At 67.8% G+C, this 26825-nt stretch carries 24 protein-coding genes and 1 pseudogene; 14 read left to right on the top strand and 11 right to left on the bottom strand.

Features of this window, described 5'->3' with window-relative positions; all coding sequences use genetic code 11:
- Nucleotides 1-68: 68 nt before the first annotated feature.
- From G332_RS0105150 to gshA, 4 genes are all read right to left on the bottom strand, one after another.
- Nucleotides 69-3209 (bottom strand): efflux RND transporter permease subunit, encoded by a 3141-nt coding sequence (locus G332_RS0105150; RefSeq protein WP_019625932.1) that lies wholly within the window; start codon nucleotides 3207-3209, stop codon nucleotides 69-71.
- Entirely contained in the window at nucleotides 3206-4315 is a 1110-nt protein-coding gene (locus tag G332_RS0105145) for an efflux RND transporter periplasmic adaptor subunit (protein WP_019625931.1), read from the bottom strand. The genes G332_RS0105150 and G332_RS0105145 overlap by 4 nt, the downstream gene beginning before the upstream one ends.
- A gap of 100 nt (nucleotides 4316-4415) precedes the next feature.
- A complete protein-coding gene (locus tag G332_RS0105140; protein ID WP_019625930.1) occupies nucleotides 4416-5432 on the bottom strand; it encodes a glutathione S-transferase family protein in 1017 nt (338 codons plus the stop codon).
- A gap of 138 nt (nucleotides 5433-5570) precedes the next feature.
- The gene (gene gshA, locus G332_RS0105135) at nucleotides 5571-7157 is read right to left on the bottom strand and encodes a glutamate--cysteine ligase (RefSeq protein WP_019625929.1); all 1587 of its coding nucleotides are present in this window, start codon (nucleotides 7155-7157) and stop codon (nucleotides 5571-5573) included.
- Between the two features lie 164 nt (nucleotides 7158-7321).
- Here gshA and G332_RS0105130 point away from each other — a divergent pair, with 164 nt between their 5' ends.
- The 9 genes and pseudogenes from G332_RS0105130 to fliL all read left to right on the top strand — a co-directional run bounded on the left by G332_RS0105130 (nucleotide 7322) and on the right by fliL (nucleotide 14312).
- Nucleotides 7322-7720: a hypothetical protein gene (locus tag G332_RS0105130; protein WP_019625928.1), complete on the top strand. Its 399-nt coding sequence runs from the start codon at nucleotides 7322-7324 to the stop codon at nucleotides 7718-7720.
- A pseudogene (locus G332_RS12685) lies at nucleotides 7721-8159 on the top strand (helix-turn-helix domain-containing protein); the annotation flags it as partial.
- Nucleotides 8160-8192: 33 nt separating this feature from the next.
- Nucleotides 8193-9395, top strand: coding sequence for a glycosyltransferase (locus G332_RS0105120; protein WP_038059546.1), 1203 nt, complete (start codon nucleotides 8193-8195; stop codon nucleotides 9393-9395).
- 32 nt (nucleotides 9396-9427) lie between these two features.
- On the top strand, nucleotides 9428-9790 hold the full coding sequence (locus tag G332_RS0105115) for a diacylglycerol kinase (RefSeq protein ID WP_019625925.1): 363 nt from the start codon (nucleotides 9428-9430) through the stop codon (nucleotides 9788-9790).
- 96 nt (nucleotides 9791-9886) lie between these two features.
- Nucleotides 9887-10705: a UDP-2,3-diacylglucosamine diphosphatase gene (locus G332_RS0105110; protein ID WP_019625924.1), complete on the top strand. Its 819-nt coding sequence runs from the start codon at nucleotides 9887-9889 to the stop codon at nucleotides 10703-10705.
- A 53-nt stretch (nucleotides 10706-10758) separates the two neighbouring features.
- Nucleotides 10759-11172 (top strand): hypothetical protein, encoded by a 414-nt coding sequence (locus G332_RS0105105; protein ID WP_019625923.1) that lies wholly within the window; start codon nucleotides 10759-10761, stop codon nucleotides 11170-11172.
- Between the two features lie 96 nt (nucleotides 11173-11268).
- Nucleotides 11269-12954: an alpha/beta-hydrolase family protein gene (locus G332_RS0105100; protein WP_019625922.1), complete on the top strand. Its 1686-nt coding sequence runs from the start codon at nucleotides 11269-11271 to the stop codon at nucleotides 12952-12954.
- 114 nt (nucleotides 12955-13068) lie between these two features.
- Entirely contained in the window at nucleotides 13069-13908 is an 840-nt protein-coding gene (locus tag G332_RS0105095) for a zinc-dependent peptidase (protein ID WP_019625921.1), read from the top strand.
- Entirely contained in the window at nucleotides 13905-14312 is a 408-nt protein-coding gene (gene fliL, locus G332_RS0105090; protein WP_019625920.1) for a flagellar basal body-associated protein FliL, read from the top strand. Before G332_RS0105095 ends, fliL begins: the two co-directional genes overlap by 4 nt.
- A gap of 173 nt (nucleotides 14313-14485) precedes the next feature.
- Here the strand turns inward: fliL and G332_RS0105085 are convergent, their stop codons facing one another.
- Both G332_RS0105085 and G332_RS0105080 read right to left on the bottom strand, forming a co-directional pair.
- The gene (locus G332_RS0105085) at nucleotides 14486-14782 is read right to left on the bottom strand and encodes a hypothetical protein (RefSeq protein WP_019625919.1); all 297 of its coding nucleotides are present in this window, start codon (nucleotides 14780-14782) and stop codon (nucleotides 14486-14488) included.
- A 73-nt stretch (nucleotides 14783-14855) separates the two neighbouring features.
- Nucleotides 14856-16778 (bottom strand): ABC-F family ATP-binding cassette domain-containing protein, encoded by a 1923-nt coding sequence (locus tag G332_RS0105080; protein WP_026340617.1) that lies wholly within the window; start codon nucleotides 16776-16778, stop codon nucleotides 14856-14858.
- 254 nt (nucleotides 16779-17032) lie between these two features.
- Here G332_RS0105080 and G332_RS0105075 point away from each other — a divergent pair, with 254 nt between their 5' ends.
- Nucleotides 17033-17977, top strand: coding sequence for a GGDEF domain-containing protein (locus tag G332_RS0105075; RefSeq protein ID WP_019625917.1), 945 nt, complete (start codon nucleotides 17033-17035; stop codon nucleotides 17975-17977).
- Between the two features lie 28 nt (nucleotides 17978-18005).
- Here G332_RS0105075 and G332_RS0105070 read toward each other — a convergent pair whose 3' ends face one another.
- Together G332_RS0105070 and G332_RS0105065 are read right to left on the bottom strand one after the other, a co-directional pair.
- The gene (locus G332_RS0105070) at nucleotides 18006-18944 is read right to left on the bottom strand and encodes a hydrogen peroxide-inducible genes activator (protein WP_019625916.1); all 939 of its coding nucleotides are present in this window, start codon (nucleotides 18942-18944) and stop codon (nucleotides 18006-18008) included.
- A complete protein-coding gene (locus G332_RS0105065) occupies nucleotides 18941-19297 on the bottom strand; it encodes a DUF3301 domain-containing protein (RefSeq protein WP_019625915.1) in 357 nt (118 codons plus the stop codon). Before G332_RS0105065 ends, G332_RS0105070 begins: the two co-directional genes overlap by 4 nt.
- 112 nt (nucleotides 19298-19409) lie before the next feature.
- Here G332_RS0105065 and G332_RS0105060 point away from each other — a divergent pair, with 112 nt between their 5' ends.
- From G332_RS0105060 to G332_RS0105045, 4 genes are all read left to right on the top strand, one after another.
- Nucleotides 19410-20240 carry an inositol monophosphatase family protein gene (locus G332_RS0105060; protein WP_019625914.1) on the top strand — a complete coding sequence of 277 codons (831 nt, stop codon included), beginning with the start codon at nucleotides 19410-19412 and terminating at the stop codon, nucleotides 20238-20240.
- Nucleotides 20237-21631: an adenylate/guanylate cyclase domain-containing protein gene (locus tag G332_RS0105055; RefSeq protein WP_019625913.1), complete on the top strand. Its 1395-nt coding sequence runs from the start codon at nucleotides 20237-20239 to the stop codon at nucleotides 21629-21631. Before G332_RS0105060 ends, G332_RS0105055 begins: the two co-directional genes overlap by 4 nt.
- Before the next feature lie 87 nt (nucleotides 21632-21718).
- A complete protein-coding gene (locus G332_RS0105050) occupies nucleotides 21719-22792 on the top strand; it encodes a hypothetical protein (RefSeq protein WP_019625912.1) in 1074 nt (357 codons plus the stop codon).
- Between the two features lie 83 nt (nucleotides 22793-22875).
- Entirely contained in the window at nucleotides 22876-24090 is a 1215-nt protein-coding gene (locus G332_RS0105045; RefSeq protein WP_019625911.1) for a TraB/GumN family protein, read from the top strand.
- A gap of 196 nt (nucleotides 24091-24286) precedes the next feature.
- Here G332_RS0105045 and G332_RS0105040 read toward each other — a convergent pair whose 3' ends face one another.
- The 3 genes from G332_RS0105040 to G332_RS0105030 form a co-directional block, all read right to left on the bottom strand.
- Entirely contained in the window at nucleotides 24287-25285 is a 999-nt protein-coding gene (locus G332_RS0105040) for a zinc-binding dehydrogenase (protein WP_019625910.1), read from the bottom strand.
- Nucleotides 25286-25692: 407 nt separating this feature from the next.
- Nucleotides 25693-26190 carry a Slp family lipoprotein gene (locus G332_RS0105035; protein ID WP_019625909.1) on the bottom strand — a complete coding sequence of 166 codons (498 nt, stop codon included), beginning with the start codon at nucleotides 26188-26190 and terminating at the stop codon, nucleotides 25693-25695.
- On the bottom strand, nucleotides 26190-26756 hold the full coding sequence (locus G332_RS0105030; protein WP_038059517.1) for a Slp family lipoprotein: 567 nt from the start codon (nucleotides 26754-26756) through the stop codon (nucleotides 26190-26192). The genes G332_RS0105035 and G332_RS0105030 overlap by 1 nt, the downstream gene beginning before the upstream one ends.
- Between the last annotated feature and the right edge of the window lie 69 nt (nucleotides 26757-26825).

Raw genomic sequence — 26825 nt, 5'->3', positions numbered from 1 at the left:
AAACACCGGATGATGAACCGGGGCCTGCCTCAACAACGCAGGCGGCCGGAGGGACGGAGAGGCAAGGTTCAGCGCGGGGCGCGGGCGCCGCGACGCTCGCCGTCGACATCGTCGATCTCGGCGTCGAGCTCGTGCAGGCGCCGGGTGGTCGCCTGCGGCGAGGTGGTGCCGCGCGCGACCAGACTGTAGGCCGCCGGTATCACGAACAGCGTGAACAGCGTGGCGAACAGCACCCCGGAGAACACCGCCACCCCGATCACGAAGCGCGTCTCCTCGCCCGGCCCGGAGGCCAGGATCAGCGGAATCGACCCCGCCACGGTAGTCAGCGCCGTCATCAGCACCGGACGCAGGCGCATGCGCGCCGCCTCGACCACGGCGGTGTCGAAGTCACGCCCGCGATCGCGCAGCTGGTTGGCGAACTCGACGATCAGGATGCCGTTCTTCGCCGCCAGCCCAATCAGCATGACCATCCCGATCTGACTGTAGATGTTCAGGGTCTGGCCGGTCAGGTGCAGCCCGATCAGGGCACCCACCACCGCGAGCGGCACGGTCAGCATGATCACGAACGGGTGCACGAAGCTCTCGAACTGGGCGGCCAGCACCAGGAACACGACCAGCAGCGCGAGGGCGAACACGAACAGGATCGCCTCGGAACCGGAGCGCAGATCCAGCGACTCGCCCTTGTAGTCGATCCCGGCCTCTGCCGGCAGCAGATCGGCGGCCAGCGCATCCAGTGCATCCAGCGCCTCGCCCAGGGTCATGCCGTCGGCGAGGCCGGCGGTCAGGGTCACGGCCCGGGACCGGTTATAGCGTGCCAGCGAGGACGGGCCGGCCTGTTCCTCGTAGGTGACCAGACTCGACAGCGGGACCATGCTGCCGCTACCGGAACGCACGTAGAGGTTGTCGATATCGGCCGGGGTGCGACGCTGATCGGTGAGCCCCTCGACGATCACGTCGTATTCCTCGCCACGATCCACAAAGGTGGTGACGGCACGCCCGCCCAGGGCGATATCCAGGGTGCGCCCGATATCGCGCAGCGACACGCCGAGGTCGCCGGCACGGTCCCGGTCCAGACGCACGTTGATCTGTGGCTGGGTGGGTTCGTAATCGAGGTTCACGCGGGTGAGGCCGTCGATACCCTCGGCCGCCTCGCGCATGGTCTCGCCCCATTCCTCGAGCTGTTCGTAGTCCGGCCCGGAGATCACGAACTGGACCGGCGGTCCGACACGGCCCCGGGACAGCCCCTGGCGCATCACCACCCGCGCCTCCACCCCCGGCATCTCGTCGATGATGCTGCGGATTTCGCCGATCACCTGCTGACCGGAGCGGTCGCGATCGTCCCAGTGGTCGAGGATGGCGATGACGAAGCCGTTATTGACCTGTTCGGAGCCACCAAACCCGCGTGGCGTGCGCACCAGGGCGCGGCGGATCGGGCCGTCCTCGACCAGCGGCATGATGCGGGCCTCGACCTCGGCCATCTGCCGGCTCATGTAGTCGAAGTTGGCCCCTTCGGGGCCGTCCACCAATACGAAGAACGAACCCCGATCCTCCTGCGGCGCGAATTCCTCGGGCAGGGTGTCGAACAGGTACCAGGCCGCCGCCAGTACCGCCACGAGGATCGGCACGATCAGCCATGCGCCCTTGAGCCCGGTCTGCAGGGCGCGGCCATAGCCACGCTCCAGCACCGCGAAGCCACGGCTGATGAACCGCGCCGCACCGGTATCGTCGTCGCCCTGGTGCATCAGGCGCCCGGAGAGGACCGGGGCGAGGGTCAGCGCCACGATGCTGGAGAAGAACACGGCGATCGCCATCGCGATCGCGAATTCGGTGAACAGGCGCCCGACCGTACCCTCCAGGAACGCCAGTGGCACGAACACCGCAATCAGCACCGAGGTGGTTGCGACGATCGCGAAACCGACCTGACCGGCGCCGCGCCAGGCCGCCAGCAGCCCGGGCTCGCCGCGCTCGATGCGCCGGTGGACGTTCTCCAGCATCACGATCGAGTCGTCCACCACCAGCCCGACCGCGAGCACCAGCGCCAGCAATGTCAGCAGATTGATCGAGAACCCGAACAGGGCAATGCCGATAAAGGCAGCGGTGATCGCCACCGGCACGGTCACCGCCGGCACCAGCGTCGCCCGCCAGCTGCCGAGGAATAGCCAGATCACGATCACCACCGCGGCGGTGGCGACCGCCAGGGTGATGTAGACCTCGCGGATCGCGCCCTCGATGAACACCGACTCGTCGTAGGTGGTAGTCAGCGAGGTCCCCTCCGGCAGACTGTCCTGCAGATCGGCCACCAGCGCCTTCACCCCGTTGGCCACGTTCAGCACATTGGCGTTGGACTGCCGGATGATGCCCAGGCCGATCATGTCCTCGCCATTGCCGCGGAACTCGCTGCGCTCGGTATCCGCGCCGATGTTCACCTCGGCCACGTCGCCCAGACGTACCAGCTGGCCGGCCTCGCCACGCCGCAGCACCAGGCTGGAGAAGTCCTCCGGGGTGCGGTACTGACGGTCCACGCGTACCGTGAACTCGCGTTCCAGCGAGTCCAGACGCCCGGCCGGGAGTTCGACGTTCTCCTGCTCCAGGGCGCTGGCGATATCCAGCACGGTGAGATCGCGTGCGGCCAGGGCCTCGCGGTCCACCCAGATGCGCATCGCGTAACTGCGCGCACCCCCGCGCCGAACCAGCGCCACGCCATCGACCACCGAGATGCGGTCGATCAGGTTGCGCTCGGCGTAGTCGGCCAGCGCCAGTTGATCCATCGTGGTGCTGGAGAGGTTCAGCCACAGGATCGGGTTGGCGTCGGCATCCGCCTTGCTGACCTCCGGCGGGTCCACCTCGTCCGGCAGATTCCCAAGCACCCGACTGACCGCCTCGCGCACGTCGTTGGCGGCCGCATCCAGATCCCGGTTCAGATTGAATTCGATGGTGATGCTCGAACGCCCGTCCTGGCTGGAGGACTCGACGAAGCGGATGCCCTCGATCCCGGCGATGCGATCCTCCAGGCGCTGGGTGACTTCGCGCTCGATGATCTCGCCACTGGCCCCGGGGTAGTGGGTACTGACCGTGACCACTGGCGGGTCCACGTCCGGGTATTCGCGCAACGGCAGGCTGTTGTAGGCGATCAGCCCGAAGGTAATCAGCAGCAGGTTGAAGACAATCGCCAGTACCGGCCGACGATTGGCGACATCCGAGATGATCATTGCCCGGCCCCGTCTCCGTCCGCGGCGGGTGCGACCCGCGGCGGCAGCACCCGCACGGCGCGGCCGTCACGCACGCGCGAGACACCCTCGGAGACCACGGTATCGCCCGGCTCCAGGCCCTCCAGCAGCTCGGCGAAACCGGGATCACGGCGGCCGATGCGGATTCGGGTGCGCTCTACCGTGTCGTCGCCGCGCAGGCGGAACACGAAGTGCTGATCCGCGACCTGCTGGATGGCGCCCTCCGGTACCGCCAGGCGGTCGACCGGATCCAGGGCCAGACGCACGTTCAGCAGCATGCCCGGGCGCAATAACTGGTCGGGGTTATCGATCGCGGCCCGCACGGTCAGGGTGCGGGTGGCAACATCCAGACGGTTGGAGACGGCCGTGACCGCGCCCGCGAATGTCCCGGCTGCGCTGCGTCCCTGTACCTCGCGCCCCCGCTCGATGGCGGCGGCGTGGCGCTCGGGCACGGCGAAATCCACCTTGACCGTGGCGATGTCATCCAGCTCGACGATCGCAGTGCCGGGGCTGACCAGCGCCCCGGGGCTGACCTGGCGCAGCCCCAGGCGTCCGGCGAACGGCGCCCGGATGCTGCGCAATTCAACCCGGGCGCGGGCGGCCTCCAGCCGCGCCTCGGCCTCGTTCAGCCGCGACTGCTGCTGGTCGACCTGCTGGCGTGTGACCACGCCATCCTGAACCCGGCCACGGATCCGCTCGAGTTCGCGACGGGCCTCGTCCACCTGCACCTGCGCCTCGCGCAGCGCCGCGCGTTCCTCGTCGGCATCCTGGCGCACCAGCACCTGACCGGCCGTGACCGCATCGCCATCGTCGAACAGGACCTCGACCACCCGTTCGGTCACGCTGGCGGTGACCGTGACCGACTCGCTGGCCGCGACCGTTCCCAGGGATTCCACCCGGGTCTCGAAGGTACGCGGAGCCACCTCGGCCGTACGCACCGGGATGCGGTCATCACGCGCCGCCGCGGCTTCCGCCGCCGGCTCATCGCCCGCGTCGCCAGCCGGCGCGAGAGGGCCCAGCGTGTACCACGCCACGATCCCCAGTGCCGCCACGACCAGCACTCCCAGCAGCCATCCGATTGCCTTCACCCGAACCTACCCCTTGCGTGATCCAGCCGGCGCCGGGTTCCGATCCAGGCGCCAGCCATACAAAACCGCAGTCGTCATGCGGCCGTTCCTGTAACGACCGTCAGGCCTCATCGGCGTTCCGCAGCGCGGCCGGTAACGCCCCCAGCGACCGCCCGTGCGGCGCCCGGTAATCGATCACCGGGCCCTTCGGCACGATGCGGCTGGGGTTCAACATCGGATGGCTGCCGTAATAGTGCGCCTTGATGTGATCCATGCGCACGGTTTCGGCCACGCCGGGGCGCTGGTAGAGCATGCGCAGGTAGGCCGACAGTGCCGGAAAGTCGATGATGCGCTGGCGGTTGCACTTGAAGTGGCTGTAGTAGACCGGATCAAAGCGCACCAGCGTGGTGAACAGCCGCCAGTCGGCCTCGGTAATGCGGTCACCGACCAGGAATGGCTGGCGCGCCAAGCGCTCTTCCAGCCAGTCCAGGGTCTCGAACAGGCGGTCCCAGGCCGCATCGTAGGCCTTCTGGGAGGTTGCGAAACCCGAGCGGTAGACGCCGTTGTTCACGTTCTCGTAGACGCGCTCGTTGACCGCGTGGATCTCCTCGCGCAGGTCCTCCGGGTAGAAATCCAGCGTGTTGCCGGTGATGCCGTCGAAGGCGCTGTTGAACATGCGCACCAGATCTTCCGACTCGTTGTTCACGATCCGGTCGGTCCGGGTATCGAACAGCACCGGCACGGTCACGATGCCCGTGTATTTCGGATCGGTACGGGTATACAGCTCGTGCATGTAGGCCGAGCCGTGCACGCGGTCGCCGGTGCAGCCGTCGCAGTCATCGAAGGACCAGCCGGCGTCGCCCATGTAATGGTGCACCACCGACAGCCCGATGTGCGGTTCCAGGCCCTTGAGCTTGCGCAGGATCAACGCGCGATGCGCCCAGGGACAGGCATAGGAGACGTACAGGTGGTAGCGCCCGGACTCGGCCGGGTAGCCGCCCTCGCCCAGCGGACCTGCGGAGCCATCGGCGGTGACGTAGTTGCGGTACTGCTGGTCCTGACGCAAGAACTCGCCGCTTTCGTCGGACTCCTCCTCCAGCCAGCCCTCGCGCAGTTCGCCGTTGATCAGGAGACTCATGGGGTTCCCTCTGCAGCGGTTTAGCCGCCACGGTTACGGATGATGGCCTCGATTATCCTGTCGATAAATTCGAAAATAAATCGCGTTATTTCCGCCCGATAATCCGAAAATACCGAATGAAAAAGGCGGTGGCGAGGCTCAGGAGGCGCGCAGGGTGCCGTCGAAGTAGCGGGCAAGGAAGGTGTCAAAATCCAGGGTATCAGCCGCCTCGATCGCGGCCTGCTCCGCCAGGCTCTGGCGCGCCAGAGCCTCCAGCGTCTCGGCGCGCGGCAGCGGGCCGTTGAAACGAAACGCCTCGCGGTGCTGCGCGGACAGGCGGCTGGCGTAGCGGTAGAAGCCCTCCTCGCGCGCCATCATGTCCTCCAGCATGCGCGCCGAGGGGGTCAGGTCGGCCTGCTCGACCTTGCCCCACTGCTCGCTCAGCGCACGGCGGTACGGGTCGCCCGGCAGTTCCTGGTCGAGAATCGCGGCGACCGGGCGCATCAGGGCCAGCAGTTCGCGCGCCCAGTCCTGCAGCAGTACCTGCTCGTCCTGCCGGCGCAGCTCGAGGCCGGGGCGGCGACCGTAATGCGCCACATCGAGCAGATTGCGGTCGATCGCGTCGAGTTCGCCGTCCGCCAGCAAAGGACTGGGCTGCAGCAGGCAGGTCAGGGCAAATACCTCGAGAAAGCGCAGCTGGGTCTCGTCCACCCCCAGCGGGTGCTGCGCGTTGATATCCACCGAGCGCAGCTCGACGTACTCGATCCCGCGCGCCTCCAGCGCATCGGTCGGCTTCTCGAAACGCTCCAGCGGCTGCTTCGGACGCACCGTGGAGTAGTACTCGTTCTCGATCTGCAGGATGTTGGCGTTCAGCTGGCGGTAATCGCCGTCGACCTTCACGCCGATGCGCTCCCACTCGGGGCTGGGCGTGTTGATCGCGCAGCGCAGCGAGTCGACATAGCCGGCCAGCGAGTTGTAATCCGCCTTGATGCCGGTATCCGCCTCCTTGCGGTTGGTGTAGCCGATGTCGCCCATGCGCAGGCTGGTGGCATGCGGGAGATAGGAGGTGTCGTCGTCGAAATCCTCCAGCACCGCGCCGTGGCCCTCGAGGAAGGAATTACAAACGGCCGGCGAGGCCCCGAACAGATACGGCACCAGCCAGCCGAAGCGCAGCAGGTTGCGGATCATGCCCATCATGCGCTCGTCGCGGAACGCGCGGTCGTCGTGCTCGCCCAGCACCTCCGCCAGCGCCGGCCAGAACTCCGGACGCGGGGAATAATTGAAATGCACCCCGGCGATCACCTGCATCTTGCGCCCGTAGCGGTAACCGAGACCGACGCGATAGACGGTCTTCATGCGTCCGGCGTTGGACGCGCCGTACTGCGCGACCGGGATTGCGTTGTCGTCGGCGGTCACGCAGGGCATGGAGGTCGACCACAGGGTCTCGTCGCCGACATTGGCGGCGGCGAAGGCCTGCAGGTCGTGCAGGAAGCCCAGCGTCTCGCGCACATCGTCGAACGGCGGGGTGACCAGTTCCAGCAAGGCCTCGGAGTAGTCCGTCGTGATGTTCGGATGCGTCAGGGCCGAGCCCAGTGCCGCCGGGTGCGGGGTCAGGGCCGGCGACCCTTGCGGGCCGACGCGCAGGGTCTCCTTCTCCAGGCCGATGCGCCCGTGCAGGCCCGTACCCGCCAGGCGTTCCGCCAGTTGCGCGACCAGCCCTTGCAGATTGCGTTCGTCGATTCCCACGGGAGCGTGCGTCCTGCCCTGATTACAAAGCCGGCGAACATACCGGAATGCGCCCGCACGGTCACATGCAGCCGCATCCGGTACAGGATTGTCCGCACGACCCTTCTGGCATGCGCCCCACCCATGCATTAGAGTTTTCTTATTTTTAGCGGAGCAACGGACCAATGAAACCGAACCGCCAGGGGCGCAGCTGGGACGAGATCGTGGTAGACGCCTTGCGTGCGCCCGCCGCCTGGCTGTTCCTGCTCGGGCTGGCTGCGGGCGCCGCACTGGTGCACTGGGGTGTCGAGCCGGAGCCTCCCGAAGGCGTCTTGATGATCACCCTGCACAATGACAGCGACACGGCCATCCGCGCGGTGCACTTCGATTTCGGGCACGACCTGTCCGAATCCAGCATTCGCGAGGGCGAGATCGCGCCCGGCGAGCGCCGCCACGTGGCCCTGAACCACCCGCCCGGGGCCGGCTTCAACGTGGAGATCCGCTACGCCGACGGCCATGTCCAGGAATTCTGCGCCAACCGCGGCGTGGACGGCTGGGCCCAGGAGGTTCGCGTCTACCGCTGAACCTGGCAGACGGCACCGGCCGACCATTGCCGGGGCGGCCTCGCCCCGCCCGGCACAGGTCATCGACTACATGCAGACTCACCTCGACCCGCCGATCCGTCTCGCCGAACTCGCCGCGCTGTGCGACCTCTCCCCCTGGCACTTCGCCCGCGCCTTCCGTGAGACCCACGGCCAGCCACCCCACCGCTACCTAACGCAGCTGCGTCTGGAGCGGGCGCGCGCCTTGCTGACCGATTCGCACGCGAGTATCGGCGAGATCGCGACCACCACCGGCTACACCCCGCAACAACTGGCCCACCACTTCCGCCAGGCCTTCGGCATGGCGCCCGGCGTCTACCGCAATGTGTACGGGGCGCCGTCACTCACCCGCGGACGCAACAATTGCGTCGCAATGTCGTCATCACATCGTGACACGCCCGGTCCACACTCCGGGACCTGAGTCTCGTCCCAAGGTGCAGCCGTGCACATTCTGATGCTGAGCGACGTGTACTTCCCCCGGATCAACGGGGTATCCACCTCGCTGGCCAGTTTTCGTGCACAGCTCCGACAACTGGGCCATCGCGTCACGCTGGTGGTACCGGCCTATCCTGGACTGGGCGCGCACCCCGGCCCCGACCCGCAGGACCCGGACCTGATCCGCATCTCGTCGCGCTACCTGGTAGTGGATCCGGAGGATCGCATCCTGAAGCCTCGCCTCATTCGCCATTCCCTGCGGGAAGCCGGGATCGAGCGGGCCGACGTGATCCATATCCACACCCCCTTCGTAGCGCACTACGGCGGGCTCAAGCTAGCGCGCGACTGGCAGGTCCCGGTCATCGAGACCTACCACACCTTCTTCGAAGAGTACCTGCAGCATTACCTGCCGTGGCTGCCCGCCAAATGGTTGCGGGGGCTGGCGCGGCGCATCTCGCGCGCTCAGTGCAACGCGGTCGACCGGGTGATCGCCCCGTCGACCGCCCTGCACCGGGCGCTGCTGGAGTACGGGATCAAGGCGCCCATCGTACGCCTGCCCACCGGGATCGACCCACAGGCCTGGGCTGGAGGCGACGGCCACCTGTTCCGGGCGGAGCGGGGCATCGCACCCGGCCGCGAGATGCTGGTGCATGTGTCGCGCATCGCCTTCGAAAAAAACATCGGCTTTTTGCTGCAGATGCTCCAGCACCTGCGCGAGCGTCGCCCCGGCGTGCTGCTGCTGATCGCGGGCGAGGGACCGGCCCGGGCTGCCCTTCAGCGCCAGGCCGCGCAAATGGGTCTGGAGGACAACCTGCACTGGTGCGGATACCTGGACCGCGAGACATCGCTTGTCGACTGCTACCGCGCCGGGCATGCCTTCGTGTTTGCCTCCGCCACGGAGACGCAGGGTCTGGTCCTGCTGGAGGCCATGGCCTGCGGGCTACCCGTGGTTTCCACGGCGCGTCTGGGCACGCTCGACATCCTCACCGACACATCCGGTGCCGAAGTCGCTCCCGAAGAGCCCGCGGTCTTTGCCGAGCGGGTAGCCCGAGTCCTGGACGACCCCGAACGCCAGCGCGCCATGCGCGAAGCCCACACCGCTTGGGCGCGGGCATGGAGCGAGCGACTTATGGCCGAACAATTGCTGGCCGTGTATCAGGATCTGCTCAGCCAGACCGACGCGCCTGGCACCCCGCATACCGCGGCCGACCGTCCTCACTGACGGCCCTTCCCACTCCAGCGGACCACGCGACCATGGCCAACGGCGGCGCCACCGGCATCACCCGCATCCTGCGGGCCTTTGGGTACTCCTGGAAAGGCCTGCGCGCCACCTTTCGCCACGAGGAGGCCTTTCGTCAGGAACTGATCCTGGTGGTCATCCTGGCGCCACTCTCACTGGTGGTTGGCAACACCGGAGTGGAACGCGCGTTGCTGCTCGGCAGCCTGTTCCTGATCCTGATCATCGAGGTACTGAACTCGGGCATCGAGGCCACCGTGGATCGGTTCGGGCCAGAACGCCACAAGCTGGCCGCGCGGGCCAAGGACATGGGATCGGCCGCCGTGCTACTGGGCTTCGCCAACGCCACCCTGATCTGGCTCCTGATCCTCTGGCCTTAGCCACCCGCCACCGTCATCACGCAATGGTCACTGTAGCGCCATGGTGGCGTCACCCGGATGCGCGATGCTCGACAAAACCCCGAGCGGGAGCCCGCGATGGCCACCCTGGATTGCCGCAGCCTGTTCCTCTCCGACCTGCACCTGGGCACCCGAGAGTGCCGCGCGGACTACCTGCTGGATCTGCTGCGCCAGGTCAATTGCGATCGTCTGGTACTGGTCGGCGACGTATTCGACATCTGGGCCATGCGCCGGCGCATCTTCTGGGACGCGACCCAGGCGGCGGTGGTCGAGCAGGTCCTGTCGCTCGCCCTGCATGGGGTCGAGGTCATCTACATCCCCGGCAACCACGACGAACTGGTGCGCGGCTTTGTCGGTTCGGAGATCCGCGGCGTGCGCATCGAACGCGAACTGGTGCACTGGACCGCCGATGGCCGGCGCTTCCGCGTAACGCATGGCGACGAGTTCGACGGGGTCGTACGCCACAGCCGCCTGGTGCATGCCCTGGGTGATCTTGGCTACAACCTGCTGCTGCGCGGCAGCCGCTACCTGAACACGATCCGACGCCGCCTCGGGCATCCGTACTGGTCCCTGTCGGCCTGGCTCAAGACCCGCGTGAGCGGGGCGGCGCGGGAATACATCCGGCGTTTCGAGCATGCCGCCGTCACCGCCGCGCGCAAGGGCGGCTTCGATGGCTGCATCTGTGGCCATATCCACAAGCCGAACGTCCAGGCGTTCGGCGACATCCTCTACTGCAACGACGGTGACTGGGTCGAGCACTGCACGGCCCTGGTGGAAGATCGCTCGGGCCACCTCAGCCTGCTGCACTGGTCGGACCATGGCTCGGTGCAACAGGCCAAGTCCGGAGCAACCCCGGCCGAGGCCTTCGATCTCGAGTCGATACTGACCCGGCGATAGCAGCGCGCCCCACTTGTCACCCGGGTGTCATAACCCTGTAGTACCGTGGTCACATGAACGAATCGCGATCGCGCCACTGGGCCGGGGCCGACCTGCTCCTGCTGCTGCAATCCGTGGACAACGCTGAACAGGCCCGGCGCCTGGCGCGGGTGGCCGGCTGGGTCCTGATCTTCGCCGGGGTCGTCGTGGTGATGCTGGGCGTGCTGGTTCAGCACATGCCCACGATGCTCGAAGGCACACTCGTGGCATTGCTGGCGCTGGTCGGCGGCTGGCTGCGCAGCCGGGTCGCCGCCACCCTGCTGATGCTGCTGATGGCCCTGGGACTGGCTACCGGGCTCGCAGTCGGTGCAGCGACCGGCGGACTGCTGCTGCAGGTCGCGCTGTTCGGCGTGTCCCTGCGCATGGTCGAGGGCTGCTTCCGCTTTCGCCACACCGACGCTACCGGCCCGGGCGACAACGCCCCGTAGGCTCCAGAGCGGACCGGCGCTCGCGGTGGAGACTTGAACCCGCCCGAGCGGGCGAACAGGATAAGCCCTTCTGTTCATCAAGGAAGTGCTTTCGCGATGTCCATCGTCGCCCGCCTGCAAACCCGCCTGCGGCGCTTCATCTGGCCCGGCTGGGCCACCCGTGTCCTCGGGACCCTGTCGATCCCGGGGCTGATCCTGGCCACGCTGTTCTTTGCCGCGTCGCTGACGCCCAGCCTGATCCCGCGCACCGACGACGTGCAGGGCATCCTGTCCGGACTCTCGCTGGCGGCTGGCTACGGACTGGGCGTGCTCTTCCACTGGCTGTGGTCGTATCTTGAACTGCCCGAGTTTGGCGAACGCACGCACAACACCCTGGTGATGATTGCCGGCGGCGGGGCCTTGCTGATCGTCCTGATCTTCCTGTGGCAGGCCACCGAGTGGCAGAACAACATACGCGAGCTGATGGAACAGGACCCGGTGGACGGCGGCTTCCCGATCCGGCTCGGCTTGATCGCGGCGGCGGTGTTTGCCGCGACGCTTGCGGTCGGGCGGCTGTTTCAGCTGCTGGTCCGGTTTCTCGCGCTCCGGCTGCGCCGTTTTGTGCCCCGCCGTCTGTCCAACGTCATTGGCGTGCTGGCCGCGGCCGGGGTGTTCTGGGCGGTGATCGACGGGGTGATCCTGGAATACGGCCTGCGCACTGCGGATCGCAGCTTCCAGCAGTTCGACGTGCGCGAGCACCCCGGGGCGGAACAGCCAACCGAGGCCTTCCGCACCGGCAGCCCGGCCTCTCTGGTCAGCTGGGACCAGGGGCTGGGGCGGCAGGGGCAACGGTTTGTCGCGCAGGCGCCGGACCGAGCGGCGGTTGCCGATTTCGTCGGCGACACGGCACAGGCGCCGCTGCGCGTGTATGTGGGTCTGAACGCCGCCGAGACCATCGAGGAACGCGCGCGCCTGGCGCTGCAGGAGATGCTGCGGGTCGGGGCCTTCGAACGCTCGGTGCTGGTGCTGGCCACACCCACCGGTCGCGGCTGGGTGGACAATCGCGCCATCCAGCCGGTGGAGTTCCTGCACGGCGGGGATGTCGCCACCGTGGCCGTGCAGTATTCCTACCTGCCGAGCTGGCTGTCGCTGATGGCGGAGTCGGAATACGGCCGTGAAACCGCCCAGGCCGTGTTTGCGGAGATCTACGGCCACTGGAAACAGCTGCCCGCGGATGCGCGGCCAGAGCTTTATCTCTATGGCCTGAGCCTGGGCGCGCTGAACTCCGAACGCGCGGCCGACCTGTACGACGTGATCGGGGATCCATTCACCGGCGCACTGTGGGCAGGCCCCCCGTTCCGGAGCGAGACCTGGCGCGATATCGTGCGCCAGCGTCAGCCGGACTCCCCGGCCTGGCTGCCACGCTTTCGCGACAGCTCGGTGGTGCGCTTTACCAACCAGGAAAACCAACTGGACATCCCCGGCGCCGCCTGGGGCCCGATGCGCATCGTCTACCTGCAATACGCAAGCGACCCGATCACCTTCTTCGAACCGCAAGCGCTGTACCGCCAACCGGAATGGATGCAGGCACCACGCGGACCGGATGTCTCGCCGGACCTGACCTGGTACCCGGTCATCACCATGTTGCAGCTCCTGGTGGACCTGGCGATCGGCGACGACGCCCCGCGCGGCTACGGGCACGTATACGCCGCCGAGCACTACATAGACGCCTGGCGGGTGGTGACCGCCGCCGAGTGGTCGGAAGACGCGATCGCCAGGCTGAAACGCCACCTCGCCGACTAGGGAGACGGGTCGCGGACGGATCTGCTGCGCACGGCGCAGGAGAGCGTCCCCTCTGCTGTCCCGCACAGCCCCCGTGATCGGGCATGGACGCGGAAAACATGCGACGATTGCCGCATGCATTCATCCCCCGATTTTCCTCTGCGCGGCCTGTTCCGGCGCCTGCTGGGGCCCTTTGCCGGGCTTGAGCCCGAGAGCGTGCCTCTGAACAACGCAGAATGGGAGACCCTGCGCCAGCGAGTGCCGTTCATCGCGACCCTGACACCGGAGGAACGCTCACGACTGCGCGAACTGATCGGCCAGATCCTCGCGAGCCGGGAGTTCATCGGGATTGAGGCGGAGCCGGCACCCTGGCAATGCCAGGTCATCGCCGCCTATGCCGCCCTGCCAGTCCTCGATCTGGGCCTGGAACCTTACCGGGACTGGCGCACGCTGATCCTGTACCCCGACACCTTTGTGCCCGAGCACGAGTGGATCGACGAGGCCGGCATCGTGCACCAGGGTGCGATCCCGCAGTCCGGCGAGGCCTGGGAGCGAGGACCGGTGATCCTGTCGTGGAACGATGTCGAACGCGACGGTGCAGTGGTCGTGCACGAGATGACCCATGTGCTGGATGCCGGCAACGGCGGGGTCAATGGCTTCCCGCTCCTGCCCCGGAACCTGTCCGCCCGGGAGTGGACGCGCGACTTCTCCCGGGCCTACGAGGCATTCGTGGCTGCGGTAGAGGCGACCGCCGAGGAAGACCTGGAGGCGCTGCCGCTGGACCCGTACGCCGCCACCGCCCCGGAAGAATTCCTGGCGGTCGCGGTGGAGGCCTTCTTCTTCGAACCCGCCCGGCTGCGCGCGGCCATGCCGAAAATCTATGCCCAGCTGGTGGCATACTTCGGCCAGGAGCCCCATCGTCGTGGCGGCCTGATCGCCTCCAGCACGCAACCAGCCCCGGAGCACATGCCATGAGATTCTGTCACCAGCCCACCCTGAGCGGCGCCCTGCTGGGCCTGACCCTGCTGTTCGTCACGTCCATCGCGGCGGCAGTGGACGACCTCGACAGCCATTACGTAACGCTGGAACCGATCATCGTGAACATGGAATCCAGCGACCGTGGCCGCTACCTGCAGGCCTCGATCCAGCTGGAAGGCAACAACCCGGAGGACGCGCGTGCGATCCGCGAGCACACCCCCGCGGTGCGCGACCGACTGATCCACATCCTTGGCGGCCGCAGCCCGGACAGCCTGAGCGGCAGCAGCGCCCGCGAAGATCTGCGCAGCCAGGCGACGGACGAACTCAACGAACTCCTGGCGGAGATCACCGGCGCCCCGCGCATCATGGCGCTGTACTTCTCCGATTTCATCCGCCAGTAGCCCCCGGGCGGGGCAAAACGGCCCCGGCACGAGCGCCCAGCACCGGACAGCGCCCCCCCGCAGAGGCTGCAAGCACCCCGGACGGAAAGACCCCGGCAGCCGTGACCGCCGGGGCCCGCAAGGGGGCTCCGCGTCAGGAGCCCCGGAACCTGGAGCCGGTCAGGGCGCGATCATCAGTGGGGCCGATGCAGCAGCGGCATCTCACCGCGTTCCATCATGTGACGGATCAGGGTGGCCCGACCCGGCTCCTCCTGCTCCAGCTCATCGGCGCAACGGGACGGCTGGTGCGCCGCCTCCGACAGCATCACCTCCAGCTCGCGCAGATCCACCTTGGGCTCCTGCAGGTCCTCCGGTTTCGGATTTTCCAGCATGTGGGTCTCCCAGAACATGCGCGGGTGCCAGCAATGCAGCCTGGCATCCGGGTGCTGGAAGAGCGCTACACAGCGGCGGTTCAGTTCCTGGGCGTTCATGTGAATACCTCCTCTTCGGTGCATTCACCTGCAATCTATAGACCCCACAATAACCGAGCGCAAGGGTAGGGCTTTAGCCGGCGTCCGGTTCGGTGGCATCCGCCCGCGCCGCCTCCAGGGCCTCCAATGCCTCCATCCATTCCGCCTCCAGGGCCTCCAGACGCGCGCACAGCTCGCCCTGTTCGCGGGTCAGGGCCGCCAGCCGCTCGGCGTGATCGCCAGCATACAGGTCCGGATCGGCCAATTCGGACTCCAGCGTCTGCAGGCGCTCCTGCGTCTGACTGCAGTCGCGTTCGGCCCGGTCTGCGCGCTGCTGCAGAGGCCGCAGTGCCGCACGCTTCTGCGCGGCCTGTTGCCGCCGTTCCTTCTGGGACCGGACCGGTGCATCCGAAGCGGCCTGCGGCGGTGTCTCCGCAGCCGAGCGTGCGGCCTCGCGCTGACGCGCCTGCAACGCGCGGGCATAGTCGTCGAGATCGCCATCGAACGGGCTCAGCCGCCCTGCCTCCACCGTCCAGAAACGGTCACAGACCCGCGCCAGCAATTCGCGATCGTGGGCCACCACCACCAGCCCCCCGGCGTAGTTCTCCAGCGCTTCGGCGAGGGCCTCGCGCATGTCGAGGTCAAGGTGGTTGGTGGGCTCGTCCAGCAGCAACAGGGAGGGCGCCTGCCAGATCAGCAGGGCCAGCACCAGACGCACGCGTTCGCCGCCCGAGCACTGCCCCACCGGACCATCCGCCTTATCGCCGGGAAAGCCCATTCCCCCCAGGAAATTGCGCAGCCGCTGCTCCTCGGCACGCGGGTCCTGACGCTGCAGATGCACCAGCGGCGAAGCCTCGAGGTCCAGTTGCTCGCGCTGGTGCTGGGCGAAATAGCCCACCTGCAGGGCCGGATCGACCCGACGCTCGCCCGCCGTCGGCAGCAGTTCCCCCGCCAGCAGCGTCAGGAGTGTCGACTTTCCGGCACCGTTCGGCCCCAGAATCCCGATCCGGTCCTCGGGCCGCAGTCGTAAAGTCGTCGGCTGCAGCCGCACACGCTCCCCCGTGCACACCTCGGCATGGTCCAGCGCCAGCAGCGGGTCCGGCAGGCGTCCCGGTGTCGGGATCTCGAGGTGAATGGGCCGCGCAGCCCGGATCACCGCGACCTCGTCCATCCGTTCCAGGCGCTTCAGTCGGCTCTGGGCCTGGCGCGCCTTGCTCGCCTTGGCACGAAAGCGGCGCACGAAATCCTCGAGATGCGCGCGCTCGGCCGCGACCCGCGCCGCCGCGGCCTCGCTCTGGACAATCGCCTCCGCACGTTTGGCCTCGGCATGGGTGTAACTGCCGGCATACAACGCGATGGTGCCGCGCTCGATATGCGCGACATGGGTACAGACCGAATCGAGGAACCGGCGATCATGGGCGATCACGATGACCGTGCCCGGATACCGCGCCAGCCAGTCCTCCAGCCACAGGATGGTCTCCACGTCCAGGTGGTTGGTGGGTTCGTCCAGCAGCAACAGATCGGAGCGGGTCATCAGCGTGCGCGCCAGACCCAGGCGCATGCGCCAGCCCCCGGAGAAATCGCGCATCGGCCGTTCCGCATCGGCGGGCGCGAACCCGAGGCCCGCCAGCAGACGGCGGGCGCGCGCTTCCGCGGACCAGCCGTCGATGGCCTCCAGCGCCGCGTACAGCCGCGCCTGCTCCGCGCCATCGTTCGCCTGTTCCAGGCGCCGCTGCAGATCACGCAGCTCGGCATCACCGTCGAGGACGTAGTCCACTGCACGCCGGTCGGAACCGGGGACCTCCTGGGGCAGATGCGCGACCACCCATTCTGGCGGCTGCTCGATTTCGCCAGCGTCCAGGGCGAGCTCACCCTGCAAGGCCGCCAGGAGGCTGGACTTGCCGGACCCGTTGGCGCCGGTCAGGCCGACCCGCCAGCCGGCATGGACGGTCAGGCTGGCGTGTTGCAGCAATATCTGGCGACCACGCCGCAGCTCGATGTCTTGCATTCGAATCATGGCGCGCAGTGTAGGCCATCGTGGCCACCCGACTCATGTCGCCCGCCGAAGACGGGGCAGCCGGCGGCGTCAAAAAGTTGCCGGGAGGGGTGGCAGCGGCGGCCCGGACCTGCCGCCTGCGGCCGAAAGATGCCGATTTTCCGGCGGAATGCGCCGTAAACCCTGTTGCAACAGACTGAACGGATTATTGTTTTTCGAATTGGCACAGTTATCGCTTGATCCTGCTCCCAACGATCTTTGCGAGCGCAACGGCCATGAACCGCGACGGGAACGCCCACAATCTGCAACTGGTATCCAGCAAGGGCAAGGCCCCTACCGGTCAGCCCGAAGCCCCCTTCGATGCCCTCGAATTCGTGCAATCGCTCGCGGCCAGTCTGGACCTGGACACGGTGCTGGAACGCCTGCAGGAACACCTGAACGCGCAAATCGGGCTCAGCGGCTGGTTGTTCACCCTGCAGGAAAGTGACGCGACCTGGTCCGGAGGCAAGGAAGACCGCCACCGCATCGAATACGGCATGAGCTTCAATGGCAGCCCACTGGGCTCCCTGGTCCTGATGCGCGGTCGTCGTTTCGGCGATCACGAGCAGCAACGGATCGAAGCCCTGCTGGGACTCGCGGCGCCGGCACTGGCCAACGCGCTGCGCTTCCGGCAGCTGACGGACCGCCTGGAGACCGACGAACTGACCGGGCTGGGCAACCGCCGCGCATTCGAGAAACAGGGTGCTCAGTGGCTGGCCGATTCCCGGCGCCAGAATCGCCCGATATCGGTGCTGGCCATTGATATCGATCACTTCAAGCGCATCAATGACCGGTACGGCCACCCCGTGGGCGACGAATTCCTGCGTCAGGTGGCGCATACGCTGCGCACCACCACCCGCGAATCCGACCTCTGCATCCGCATGGGCGGCGAGGAGTTTCTTGTCCTGCTGCCGGGAGCCGATCTGACGTACGCGATGGACTGCGCCGAGCGCATCCGCCTCGCGATCGGCGCACTGCGCATTCCGGCGACCGCCAGTGGTGATTCCGAACTGGAGAGCGACGGCGTGGCCAGGGCAACAGCCAGCGTGGGCGTGGCGGCTATCGGGCCCCGCTCCTCGCTGCAAGCGGCCTATCAGGTCGCCGACGAGGCCCTATACGCCGCCAAGCAGACCGGTCGCAACCGCGTGCTGGCCGGAAACGGCTGTGGAGACGCGGCTTGAATCGCACGGCCGCCACCGGGCGGCGGGGTCACCCCGCCCCGGGCTGCACGAAGTCCACGCAGGTCAGCGGGGTGGACAGCACCGCCTGACGCAGCGCCTCGATCGCCTCCGGACGCGGGAAGCTGGTACGCCAGGCCAGCGCCACACGGCGGCTGGGGGCCGGGTCCTTAAACCGCCGCACCGCCAGCAGACGCTGCGCATAGCGGTCTGCACCCACCGCCGTGCACGGCAGGATGGTGACCCCCATACCGGAAGCCACCATATGGCGGATAGTCTCCAGTGAAGACCCCTCCAGATTGCGCGGCGTACTGCCATCGGCGGTCACGGTACGCTGACAGTCCGCGCAGCGCTCCAGCACCTGGTCGCGAAAGCAGTGCCCGGCACCCAGCATCAGCAGGGTCGCATCGGCCATGTCCTCCAGGCGCAGCGGCGTCTTGTCCTTGAGCGGGTGCGCCGCGGGCAGCACGGCCATGAAAGGCTCGTCGTACAACGGCAGGGTGACCACACCCGGTTCCTCGAACGGCAGCGAAATGATGATCGCATCCAGCTCACCCTGCTTGAGCCGTTCGCGCAAGCGACCGGTGTAATTCTCCTCGATCACCAGCGGCATGTTCGGAGCCCGGTCGCGCAACGCCGGGATCAGCTCCGGCAACAGGTACGGCCCGATGGTGTAGATCGCACCCAACCGCAGGGGTCCGGAAAGCTGATCCTGGCTTTGCACCGCCACCGAGCGCAGTTGCTCGACCTCGGCCAGCACCCGCCGCGCCTGCGCGATGATCTGCTCCCCTGCGGGCGTCACACTCACCTCCCCGCGGCCGCGCTCGAACAGCGTAACCCCCAGCTCGTCCTCGAACTTGCGCACCGCCACCGACAGCGACGGCTGGCTGACATTGCAGGCCTCCGCCGCCCGACCAAAATGACGGGCATCGGCCACCGCCACCACATAGCGCAGCTCGGCGAGCGTCACCCTGCCGGCCCTCCCCTGCGATCGTCCGGGTCCGGTCCCTGAAACTCGCGCCCGCCGTCCGGCCAGTCCAGGGTCACCCGTTTTAGCTGTTGTCCCTCCAGCGAGATCTCGCCGGGATGCCGCCCGGCGCCGTCGGCAGAAAACTCGAAGCGGTAACGCCGCTGTAGCGCGAACCCCCGCGCGCCCCACACCGGACGCTGTCCGATACGCACCACGGTCGCATCCAGTAACTGCACGCCGGCGCGCTCACAAGCCTGACGCCCCACCCGCCGGGCACGTTCATTGGCACGCCAGGTGTCATTCACGTAAAACGCCACCAACGCAAGGGAAAGGATTATCATCAAGCCCGTCATGGCCCGGTATGATACGGCGATCCGGGCTCGAATTCGCCTGTGCGCCGACGCCAACGCCGCTCCGCCCCGAACCGATCCAGTCAACCCGCCACCCTATCCCCCAGGCCCCCCCATGACCGCCACCCGCATCCCATTTTCCGATCTCGCCCAGGATCTGCGCGAGATCGGCCAGCAGGAATTGCTGCCCCGCTTCGAGGCCAACATCGCGGTGGACTACAAGGCCGATGGCAGCGTAATCACCCCGGCCGACCATGCAGTGGATGCACGGGTACGCCAGCTGCTGCCCGCGCACGGCCAGCACGAACCGATCCTGAGCGAGGAGCAGACCCGGGGCGAGCAGACACGGGTCCTGGAGTCCGCCCCGGCGTTCTGGCTGGTAGACCCGCTGGACGGGACCTCCAACTTTGCCGGCGGCATGCCGTTCTTCGCCATCTCCATCGCGCGTATCGAGGGCAACCGGGTCACCCACGGGGCGACCTACGACCCCGTACGCGACGAGCTGTTCAGCGCCACCGCAACGACCGCACTGGAACTCAACGGCGCCCCGCCTGCCGCGAGCCGCCGCCCGCCGGTCGAGGAACTCGGGCACGCGATCGCACTGGTGGACTACAAGCGCCTGCGCACACCGCTGGCACAACAGCTCGCCAGCGCCGCCCCGTTCCGCTCGCAACGCAACCTCGGGGCCTGCGCACTGGAATGGGCCTGGCTGGCCGCCGGGCGGGCCGATCTCTACCTGCATGGCGGCCAGGCCCCGTGGGACAGCGCCGCCGGCGGCCTGCTCCTGGCGCAAGCCGGGGGGGCGATGTGCAGCCTTGATGGCGGTCCGGTGTTCGCACGCTCCCTGGCCAAGCGCTCCGCCGTGGCAGCCCGCTCCGACACTCTGCTCGCGGACTGGCGCCAGTGGCTGGCCCCCTGGCTCGCCCCCGCGGGTGCGGCCCCGTGACAGGCCGCCGTCAGCCGGGGCGCGGCACCCGCCTGCACCTCACCGGCAGCGACTTCACCCCCCGCTATCTCCCGATCGCGTGGAAGATCGTCGCCGCGATCGCCGGGCTGACCCTGGCAGGGATCGTAACCCTGTCCGCCGTGGTCCTGAATCAGGTCAATAACGTGCTGGACAACCAGATCCGCGCCCAGGCCGAGAGCACCATTGCGCCAGTGGCGAGCACATCGGCCGAACTGATCCTGGCCGAGGACTACCTGACCCTGGAGACCCTGCTGAACTCGCTGGTGGAAGAGGGCCGGGTCGAGTCCATCGCCGCCTACGCGATCGACCGCGGGCAAGTGGCCCGCGCCGGGACCCCCCCGGATCAGTCCCTCACGGAGGGCGTGTGGCCACTGGCCCCCAGCGTCGAGCCCTATCGGCGCAACGTGCGCTTCCAGGATGTGCAGGTGGGCCACATCGAGGCGTACATCGACACCTCGCCCATGCAGGAGTTGATCCGCAACACGCTCAATGCCGGGATTGCCACCGCCATCGGGGTGTTCCTGCTGAGCCTTGTGCTCGCCATCGACATCAGCAAGCGCCTGGTGCGTCCGCTGGAGCGCCTGGCGGAGAGCATGCGCGCCCGTATCCAGCCGACGGCTGACCCGGGTCAGCCATTGCCGATGGTGCGCCAGGACGAGATCGCCCAGCTCACCGATGCCTTCAACGACATGGCGCGCGACCTGCTGCGCAAGGACCAGGTCGAGGCCGCCCTGCGCCGCTACGTGTCGGACGCCATTGCCCAGGACATCCTGGAGAACCTGGACCGAGTGGAACTGGGGGGCCGCGCGGTGGAAGGCTCGGTACTGTTCGCCGACATCCAGGGCTACACCGCCCTGTCCGAGCGCTGTACCCCGGAGGCGCTGGGGCAGATGCTCAACGAATTCTTCGGTCCGATGGCGGAGTGCATCGCCCGCCACGGCGGCATGGTGGACAAGTACATGGGCGACTGTACCATGGCCGTTTTCGGGCTCGGGACCGAACCGGGTGCTCACCGCCTCGCTGCCGTGCAGACAGGCCTCGCCCTGCTCGAGACCGTGGCCACCATCAACGCGGAACGCGAGCGCCGCGGCGAACCACGGGTGGAATTCCGCATCGGCCTGAATGCCGGCGAGATGCTGGCCGGCAACATGGGGGCAGAGGACCGCATGCAGTTCACCGTGGTGGGCGACACCGTCAACCTGGCCGCCCGCCTGGTCACGATCGCGCCACCGGGCGGACTGGTCACCACCCGCGCATTCATGGAGCACGAACAGGTGAAGGGGCAGTTCCACACCGAAGACTGGGGCACCCACGAACTGCACGGCGTCAGCGCCGCCGTGCCGGTCAGCCGAGTGGCCGGGAAACACTGATCCGTGTTTCCCCGGGAGCCTGTCGGATCGGGAACGCATCTGCTGCGCTGCGCCAGGCGCGGCCCAAGCGCCCTGCTGGCGGCGCTAATGCTGGCCCTACTGGTCCAGGGCTGCGCCATCCTCGACCCACTGGCACCCCCGGAACTGCGCATCGAACGCGCGGTCGCAGACGGCGACTACCAGCACGCACTCGAACTGATCGACCTCCATGACCCCGCCCCCCGGGCCGAGTGGGACGAACGCCGCGTGGCCATCACAGCGCGTGCGGAGACGGCCGCGGCAGACGCCATGCGCCAGGCTCGCGCCGCATCCGCCGAGGGTGCAGTCGCACAGGCCCTGGAGATCCTGGAACAGGCCGAACAACGGCTGCCGGCCGACGACGAACGGCGCCAGTTCCTGGAGCAGATCGAGCGCCAGCGACAAGTGGCACTGCACACCCTGGGACAACGCCACCATATCCTCGAGGCCCGGACGCTGGTCCAGCAACTGCGGCTGCTGGAGGTCATGCGTCCGCTGGTCCACCATGGCGAACAGCTCCCCGATGACCCCGACCGCCTCGCGGCCCGCAGCAAGCCTCTGGCCGCCACCATGGATGCCTATGCCGAACGTGCCGAGGGCGAGGAGCGCCTGCAGCTGCTGCGACTGGCCCAGGGCCTGAACCCCGGCCCGGAGCGCGCAGAGCAGATCGCAGCACTGGAACGCGAACAACAAGCAGAGGCCCCCGCCGCGATCGCGGACGAGCTCCCGCGCGCGACCATGAATGCCCGTCTGCGCGAGGCCCTGGAGGCCGACGATCTGACCGCAGCCGCACGCTGGTGCCACAGCGAGCTTATCCCCGATGCCGACGCCTCCGGACCCGACCAGGCGGCCCAACGCACCCACCGTGCGCTGTGCGCGGAGTGGCACGAGCGACGCGACATCCGCGTCGAGCGTCTGCTGGAGGAAGGCCGGCACCACTACTCCGCCGGGCGCATTGAAGAGGCCCTGGGGCAATGGGCAGAAGGGCTCGAACTGAAACCCGATCACGCCGGCCTGATCGCCGCCCACCAACGCGCCCTGCGCGTAATCGAACGCCTGGAGACCCTGCGCGTGCCGGAACCGCGGCTGCAGACGGACGGCCTGCCGGAGGATGCCCCCCGGGGCGAACCGCACGCCCCGTGACCCGCCCTGGCCGGGCCGGCGCTGCGAGGCCCGGCCATTCACCGTAGAATAGCGCCGCCGCTCCGGAGCAAGAGCCACCACAGATGAATCCAGCCGTACAGGAACTGATCACCAACGAACCCCACCGCGTCCTGCAACTGGGCGATACGGAGGTCGTGGTGCTGGGCACCGCCCACGTATCCCGCGCCAGCGCCGAGAAGGTGCGCGCCCTGGTGGACACCGGCGCGTTCGATACCGTGGCCATCGAGCTGTGCGAGAGCCGCCAGCGCGCAATGCTCGACCCGGATGCGGTCGGCCGCATGGACCTGTTCAGCGTGATGCGCCAGGGCCAGGCCCCGATGATCGCTGCGAGCCTCGCGCTGGGCGCCTATCAACAGCGGCTGGCCGACCAGTACGGGATCGAGCCGGGGGCCGAGATGCGCGCGGCAATGGATGCAGCCCTGGATCGCGGTCTGCCGCTGGCCCTGATCGACCGCGACCTCGGTTTGACGCTGCGCCGAACCTATCGCGCCGTCCCCTGGTGGCAGCGCATGGGTCTTGTTGGCGGGCTGTTTGGCTCGGTCCTGTCGCGCGAGAAGATCGACGAGTCCGAGATCGAACGGCTGAAGGAAGGCGACATGCTGGAGTCCACCTTCAGCGAGTTTGCCGAACAGTCCGAGGATCTCTACCGCACCCTGATCCACGAACGCGACCAGTACATGGCGGCTCACCTGCGGCGTCTGGCCGAATCCGGCCAGCATCGCCGCATCCTGGCCGTGGTGGGCGCCGGGCACCTGCCCGGGATCGCAACCCAGACTGAAGACGAGCTGACTCCGCCCGACGCCATCCTGGACTCCCTCGATCAGCCGCCGCCGAAGGCCCGCTGGCCGAAGATCCTGCCCTGGGTGATCGTCGGCGTGATCCTGACCGGCTTCGTCATCGGCTTCCTGCGCAACCCGGACATCGGCCTGCAGATGGTCATGGACTGGGTAATGATCAACGGTGGCCTGGCCGCGATTGGCGCGATCATCGCTCTGGCGCACCCGCTGACCGTGCTGACCGCCGCACTGGCCGCGCCGCTGACCTCGCTGAACCCGACCATCGGCGTGGGCTTTGTCGCGGCCGCAGCCGAGCTGTTCCTGCGCAAACCGCGCGTGGACGACTTTGCCCGCCTGCGTCAGGACACCACGACCCCGCAAGGCTGGTGGCGCAATCGAGTCTCCCGCGTTTTGCTCGTGTTTATCCTCACCACACTCGGGTCTGCGGCCGGCACCTATATCGGTGGCGCCCGCGTCTTCAGCCACCTCTTCGGCGGCTAGGGAGACGCTGAGTGAATCGCACCACGCAGCAGGGCAGGGGCGGTTTCACAGGAAGGATCGGAGACTCGAAGCTTTTTCGGGTGAGGACACGCAAGAAGGCCGGGGCTGACTCTACGGCCTGTCACGTTACAGCGCTGCCCCGCCCAGCCCCCTTCCGCCCTTCGTGTCTTCCTGTGGATATTCCCCGACCCTGACGCTATTCGGGGATGCGCAGCACGAGCTTGCCGCTGCGGCCGCCGGCCTCGATGCGGCGGTGCGCCTCGGCTGCTGCGGCCAGTGGCAGGCTGTCCTCGACGTTGACCTGCAGGCGCCCACTGGCCAGCCGCGCAAGACCTTCGGCCACCAGCGTGGCCTGATGCCTCGAGCGCCGGCGGTCGCCTTCCAGCATCGGGGTCAGCATCAGCTCCAGGCTGATACTCGGGTTGCGCAGGCGTGCCGGATTCCAGTCGGTGTCCGCCGGGGGCGCGAGCAGGGTCACCAGGTCCCCGCCATAGGCCAACCGGGACAGTCCCTCGCGGAAGACATCGCCACCGACGGTGTCGAGCACGATGTCGAAACCACGACCGTCGGTGTAGGCCCGGATCAACGCCTCGGCATCGGGTTGGGTCAGGTCGACCACGTCGCCGCCGAGACCGGTCACCAGGCGCCGCGCCTCCTCGCGTCGGACCAGCCCCAGGACCCGAGCCCCGGCCATGCGCGCGATCTGCACGGCCATCTGCCCTACCCCGCCGGCGGCGGCATGCACCAGCACGCTCTGGCCGCGCTGCAGATCAGCCCGCTCGAACAGGGACTCCCAGGCAGTCAACCAGGCCAACGGAAGGGCTGCCGCCTGCAGGTCCGTCACCGCGGCCGGTACCGGCACCACAGCCGCCTCGGGCACAACCACCTGTTCCGCATAGGTGCCGGGGTCGGCCCCGACCCCGCCAAAGCAGAACGCTACCCGCTGGCCGGGCCGCACATGATGCACGTCGCTGCCGCAGGCTTCGATCACGCCTACACCATCGCAGCCGGGCGTGTTGCGCGGCGCGCCGGGGACGATCATCCCGCCAGTGCGCACCTTGGTGTCCACTGGATTGACGCCCGCGGCCAGCATTCGGATACGGACCTGATCGGCGACGACCAGGGACGGCTCGGGCACATCCTCCAGGCGCAGTACATCGGGATCACCGGGTTGGTCGAACACCACTGCTCGCATGGCAACTCCAGGGTTGCGGAGAACGGGCGGGCGCGCCGGGGAACGACGTCCCGCCCCGCCTTAAGGAGACGCTGATTGAATCGCACGTGCGCGCTCGAGTCGCTTTTGCGTGCGTTTAATGCGCGGTGACTGCCATGCAGTCACTCTGCTACAGGTGAACCGCAACGCTGTGCGCGCGCCCGTTTTTGATAACAACGGGCGGCCGAGCCCCTCCTTTCCATGACTTGTGGGGTTGGTGCCTCCCCCCGATTCTGAATGAATATGGCCCGATCCTGCGTTGCGCCCCGAATCCATTAGAAACGGTCGGGTAGAACCACTACCCGCTGTTTGAGGCGCCTTGTCTCGGAACGCTTGTCTCCAGAAACTGGGGGGCACCCACGCGGACGTGCGATTCAATCAGCGTCTCCTTAAAGCCCGATGCCGATACCGATGCCGAAGCGCACGCCACCGGAGGGATGTGACGGCTCGCGCTCGGGCCACAGATGCACGGAGCGGGCCTCCAGCACCGGGAAGCTGTAGTCGGACTGGCCGATCTGCCCTGCCTCGACACCACTGACCGTACCCACCGCAGTCACCCGGCGGCCGCTGCGGTAGTCGACCGGATCGGCAAACCCCTCCACGCGCAGGCGGAAGCGGCCCGTCGTGGACTGCCGGGTCTGGGGCTCCTGTCGGCTGAGCGGATAACCCACGACCTCGATCACGGTCGCCTCGGCGCGATTATCCACCCGCGCGATCACGCCACCCCACACCTGCTCGTCAACCGGCAGGCGCTCCGCGGTCACGGCACGCGGCTCGATCTGTGCAGCGGCATCCGCCGGAGCCTCCAGCGGCCCCGATGCACAGGCCGCGAGCACGAACGGCAGGAAAATGGCCAACCAGGGGATCAGGACACGGGAGCGTTTCATCAGAACCACGAATAGGCGTTAATCCGTCCGGGCGGGCCAAAGCGCGGTCCCCACGGGCGATAGAATGGATCGTAAAACGGGTCATGCAGGCGACGATCCGTCAACGGCGGCCGTCGCGGCCAGAGGTGTACGGCATCGGCCTGCAGCGAGACGAAGGTGTAGGCGTAGTCGCCGATGTGGCCCTCCTCGGTGCCCTGAATCGAGCCGCGCACGGTGATCTCGCGCCCCTGGCTGTAGATCTGCGGATCGAGAAAACCAGTGCTGAACGCCCGGAAACGACCGGGTGAGCCGTCCGACTCCCGTGGCCGACCTTCACGGTCGAGTTCGCGGGCGACCACCTCCAGTCGAGTCCCCCCGGAGGTGTTCTCGATGTCCGCGATCACCCCGCCCCATACCACGGTCTCGCCTCGGACTGCGGCGGGGTCTGCCAGCACCTGTTCGCGGTCCGGCGCCGCGTCGGGCAGCGGGGCCAGGTCGGCCGGCAAACCGGCGCAGCCCGCCAGCAACCACAACACCCCGGCGGCCAGCAGTCCGCGCAAGGCAATCGTGAACATGTGCGTTTTCATGTGTGAGTAGACCGCGGGAACATCCCGTGGTTCGCTACGAGGCCCCTGAGGAAACACGGATTGAATGGG

Source organism: Thioalkalivibrio sp. ALJT (genome assembly GCF_000381825.1).
GTDB lineage: Bacteria > Pseudomonadota > Gammaproteobacteria > Ectothiorhodospirales > Ectothiorhodospiraceae > Thioalkalivibrio.
Note: the sequence above shows the minus strand (reverse complement) of the source record. Positions and strands in the feature narration are given on the sequence as shown.

What these genes read in the sequence shown, in the direction of transcription:
- G332_RS0105110 (WP_019625924.1), top strand. Translation starts at nt 9,887, where the DNA reads ATGGCCACCCTGGATTGCCGCAGCCTGTTCCTCTCCGACCTGCACCTG.
- G332_RS0105045 (WP_019625911.1), top strand. Translation starts at nt 22,876, where the DNA reads ATGAATCCAGCCGTACAGGAACTGATCACCAACGAACCCCACCGCGTC.
- G332_RS0105150 (WP_019625932.1), bottom strand. Translation starts at nt 3,209, where the DNA reads ATGATCATCTCGGATGTCGCCAATCGTCGGCCGGTACTGGCGATTGTC.
- G332_RS0105050 (WP_019625912.1), top strand. Translation starts at nt 21,719, where the DNA reads ATGCTGGCCCTACTGGTCCAGGGCTGCGCCATCCTCGACCCACTGGCA.
- G332_RS0105085 (WP_019625919.1), bottom strand. Translation starts at nt 14,782, where the DNA reads ATGAACGCCCAGGAACTGAACCGCCGCTGTGTAGCGCTCTTCCAGCAC.
- G332_RS0105140 (WP_019625930.1), bottom strand. Translation starts at nt 5,432, where the DNA reads ATGAGTCTCCTGATCAACGGCGAACTGCGCGAGGGCTGGCTGGAGGAG.
- G332_RS0105120 (WP_038059546.1), top strand. Translation starts at nt 8,193, where the DNA reads ATGCTGAGCGACGTGTACTTCCCCCGGATCAACGGGGTATCCACCTCG.
- G332_RS0105095 (WP_019625921.1), top strand. Translation starts at nt 13,069, where the DNA reads ATGCATTCATCCCCCGATTTTCCTCTGCGCGGCCTGTTCCGGCGCCTG.
- G332_RS0105030 (WP_038059517.1), bottom strand. Translation starts at nt 26,756, where the DNA reads ATGAAAACGCACATGTTCACGATTGCCTTGCGCGGACTGCTGGCCGCC.
- G332_RS0105040 (WP_019625910.1), bottom strand. Translation starts at nt 25,285, where the DNA reads ATGCGAGCAGTGGTGTTCGACCAACCCGGTGATCCCGATGTACTGCGC.
- G332_RS0105065 (WP_019625915.1), bottom strand. Translation starts at nt 19,297, where the DNA reads ATGACGGGCTTGATGATAATCCTTTCCCTTGCGTTGGTGGCGTTTTAC.
- G332_RS0105130 (WP_019625928.1), top strand. Translation starts at nt 7,322, where the DNA reads ATGAAACCGAACCGCCAGGGGCGCAGCTGGGACGAGATCGTGGTAGAC.
- G332_RS0105115 (WP_019625925.1), top strand. Translation starts at nt 9,428, where the DNA reads ATGGCCAACGGCGGCGCCACCGGCATCACCCGCATCCTGCGGGCCTTT.
- G332_RS0105060 (WP_019625914.1), top strand. Translation starts at nt 19,410, where the DNA reads ATGACCGCCACCCGCATCCCATTTTCCGATCTCGCCCAGGATCTGCGC.
- G332_RS0105105 (WP_019625923.1), top strand. Translation starts at nt 10,759, where the DNA reads ATGAACGAATCGCGATCGCGCCACTGGGCCGGGGCCGACCTGCTCCTG.
- G332_RS0105075 (WP_019625917.1), top strand. Translation starts at nt 17,033, where the DNA reads ATGAACCGCGACGGGAACGCCCACAATCTGCAACTGGTATCCAGCAAG.
- fliL (WP_019625920.1), top strand. Translation starts at nt 13,905, where the DNA reads ATGAGATTCTGTCACCAGCCCACCCTGAGCGGCGCCCTGCTGGGCCTG.
- G332_RS0105080 (WP_026340617.1), bottom strand. Translation starts at nt 16,778, where the DNA reads ATGATTCGAATGCAAGACATCGAGCTGCGGCGTGGTCGCCAGATATTG.
- G332_RS0105035 (WP_019625909.1), bottom strand. Translation starts at nt 26,190, where the DNA reads ATGAAACGCTCCCGTGTCCTGATCCCCTGGTTGGCCATTTTCCTGCCG.
- G332_RS0105100 (WP_019625922.1), top strand. Translation starts at nt 11,269, where the DNA reads ATGTCCATCGTCGCCCGCCTGCAAACCCGCCTGCGGCGCTTCATCTGG.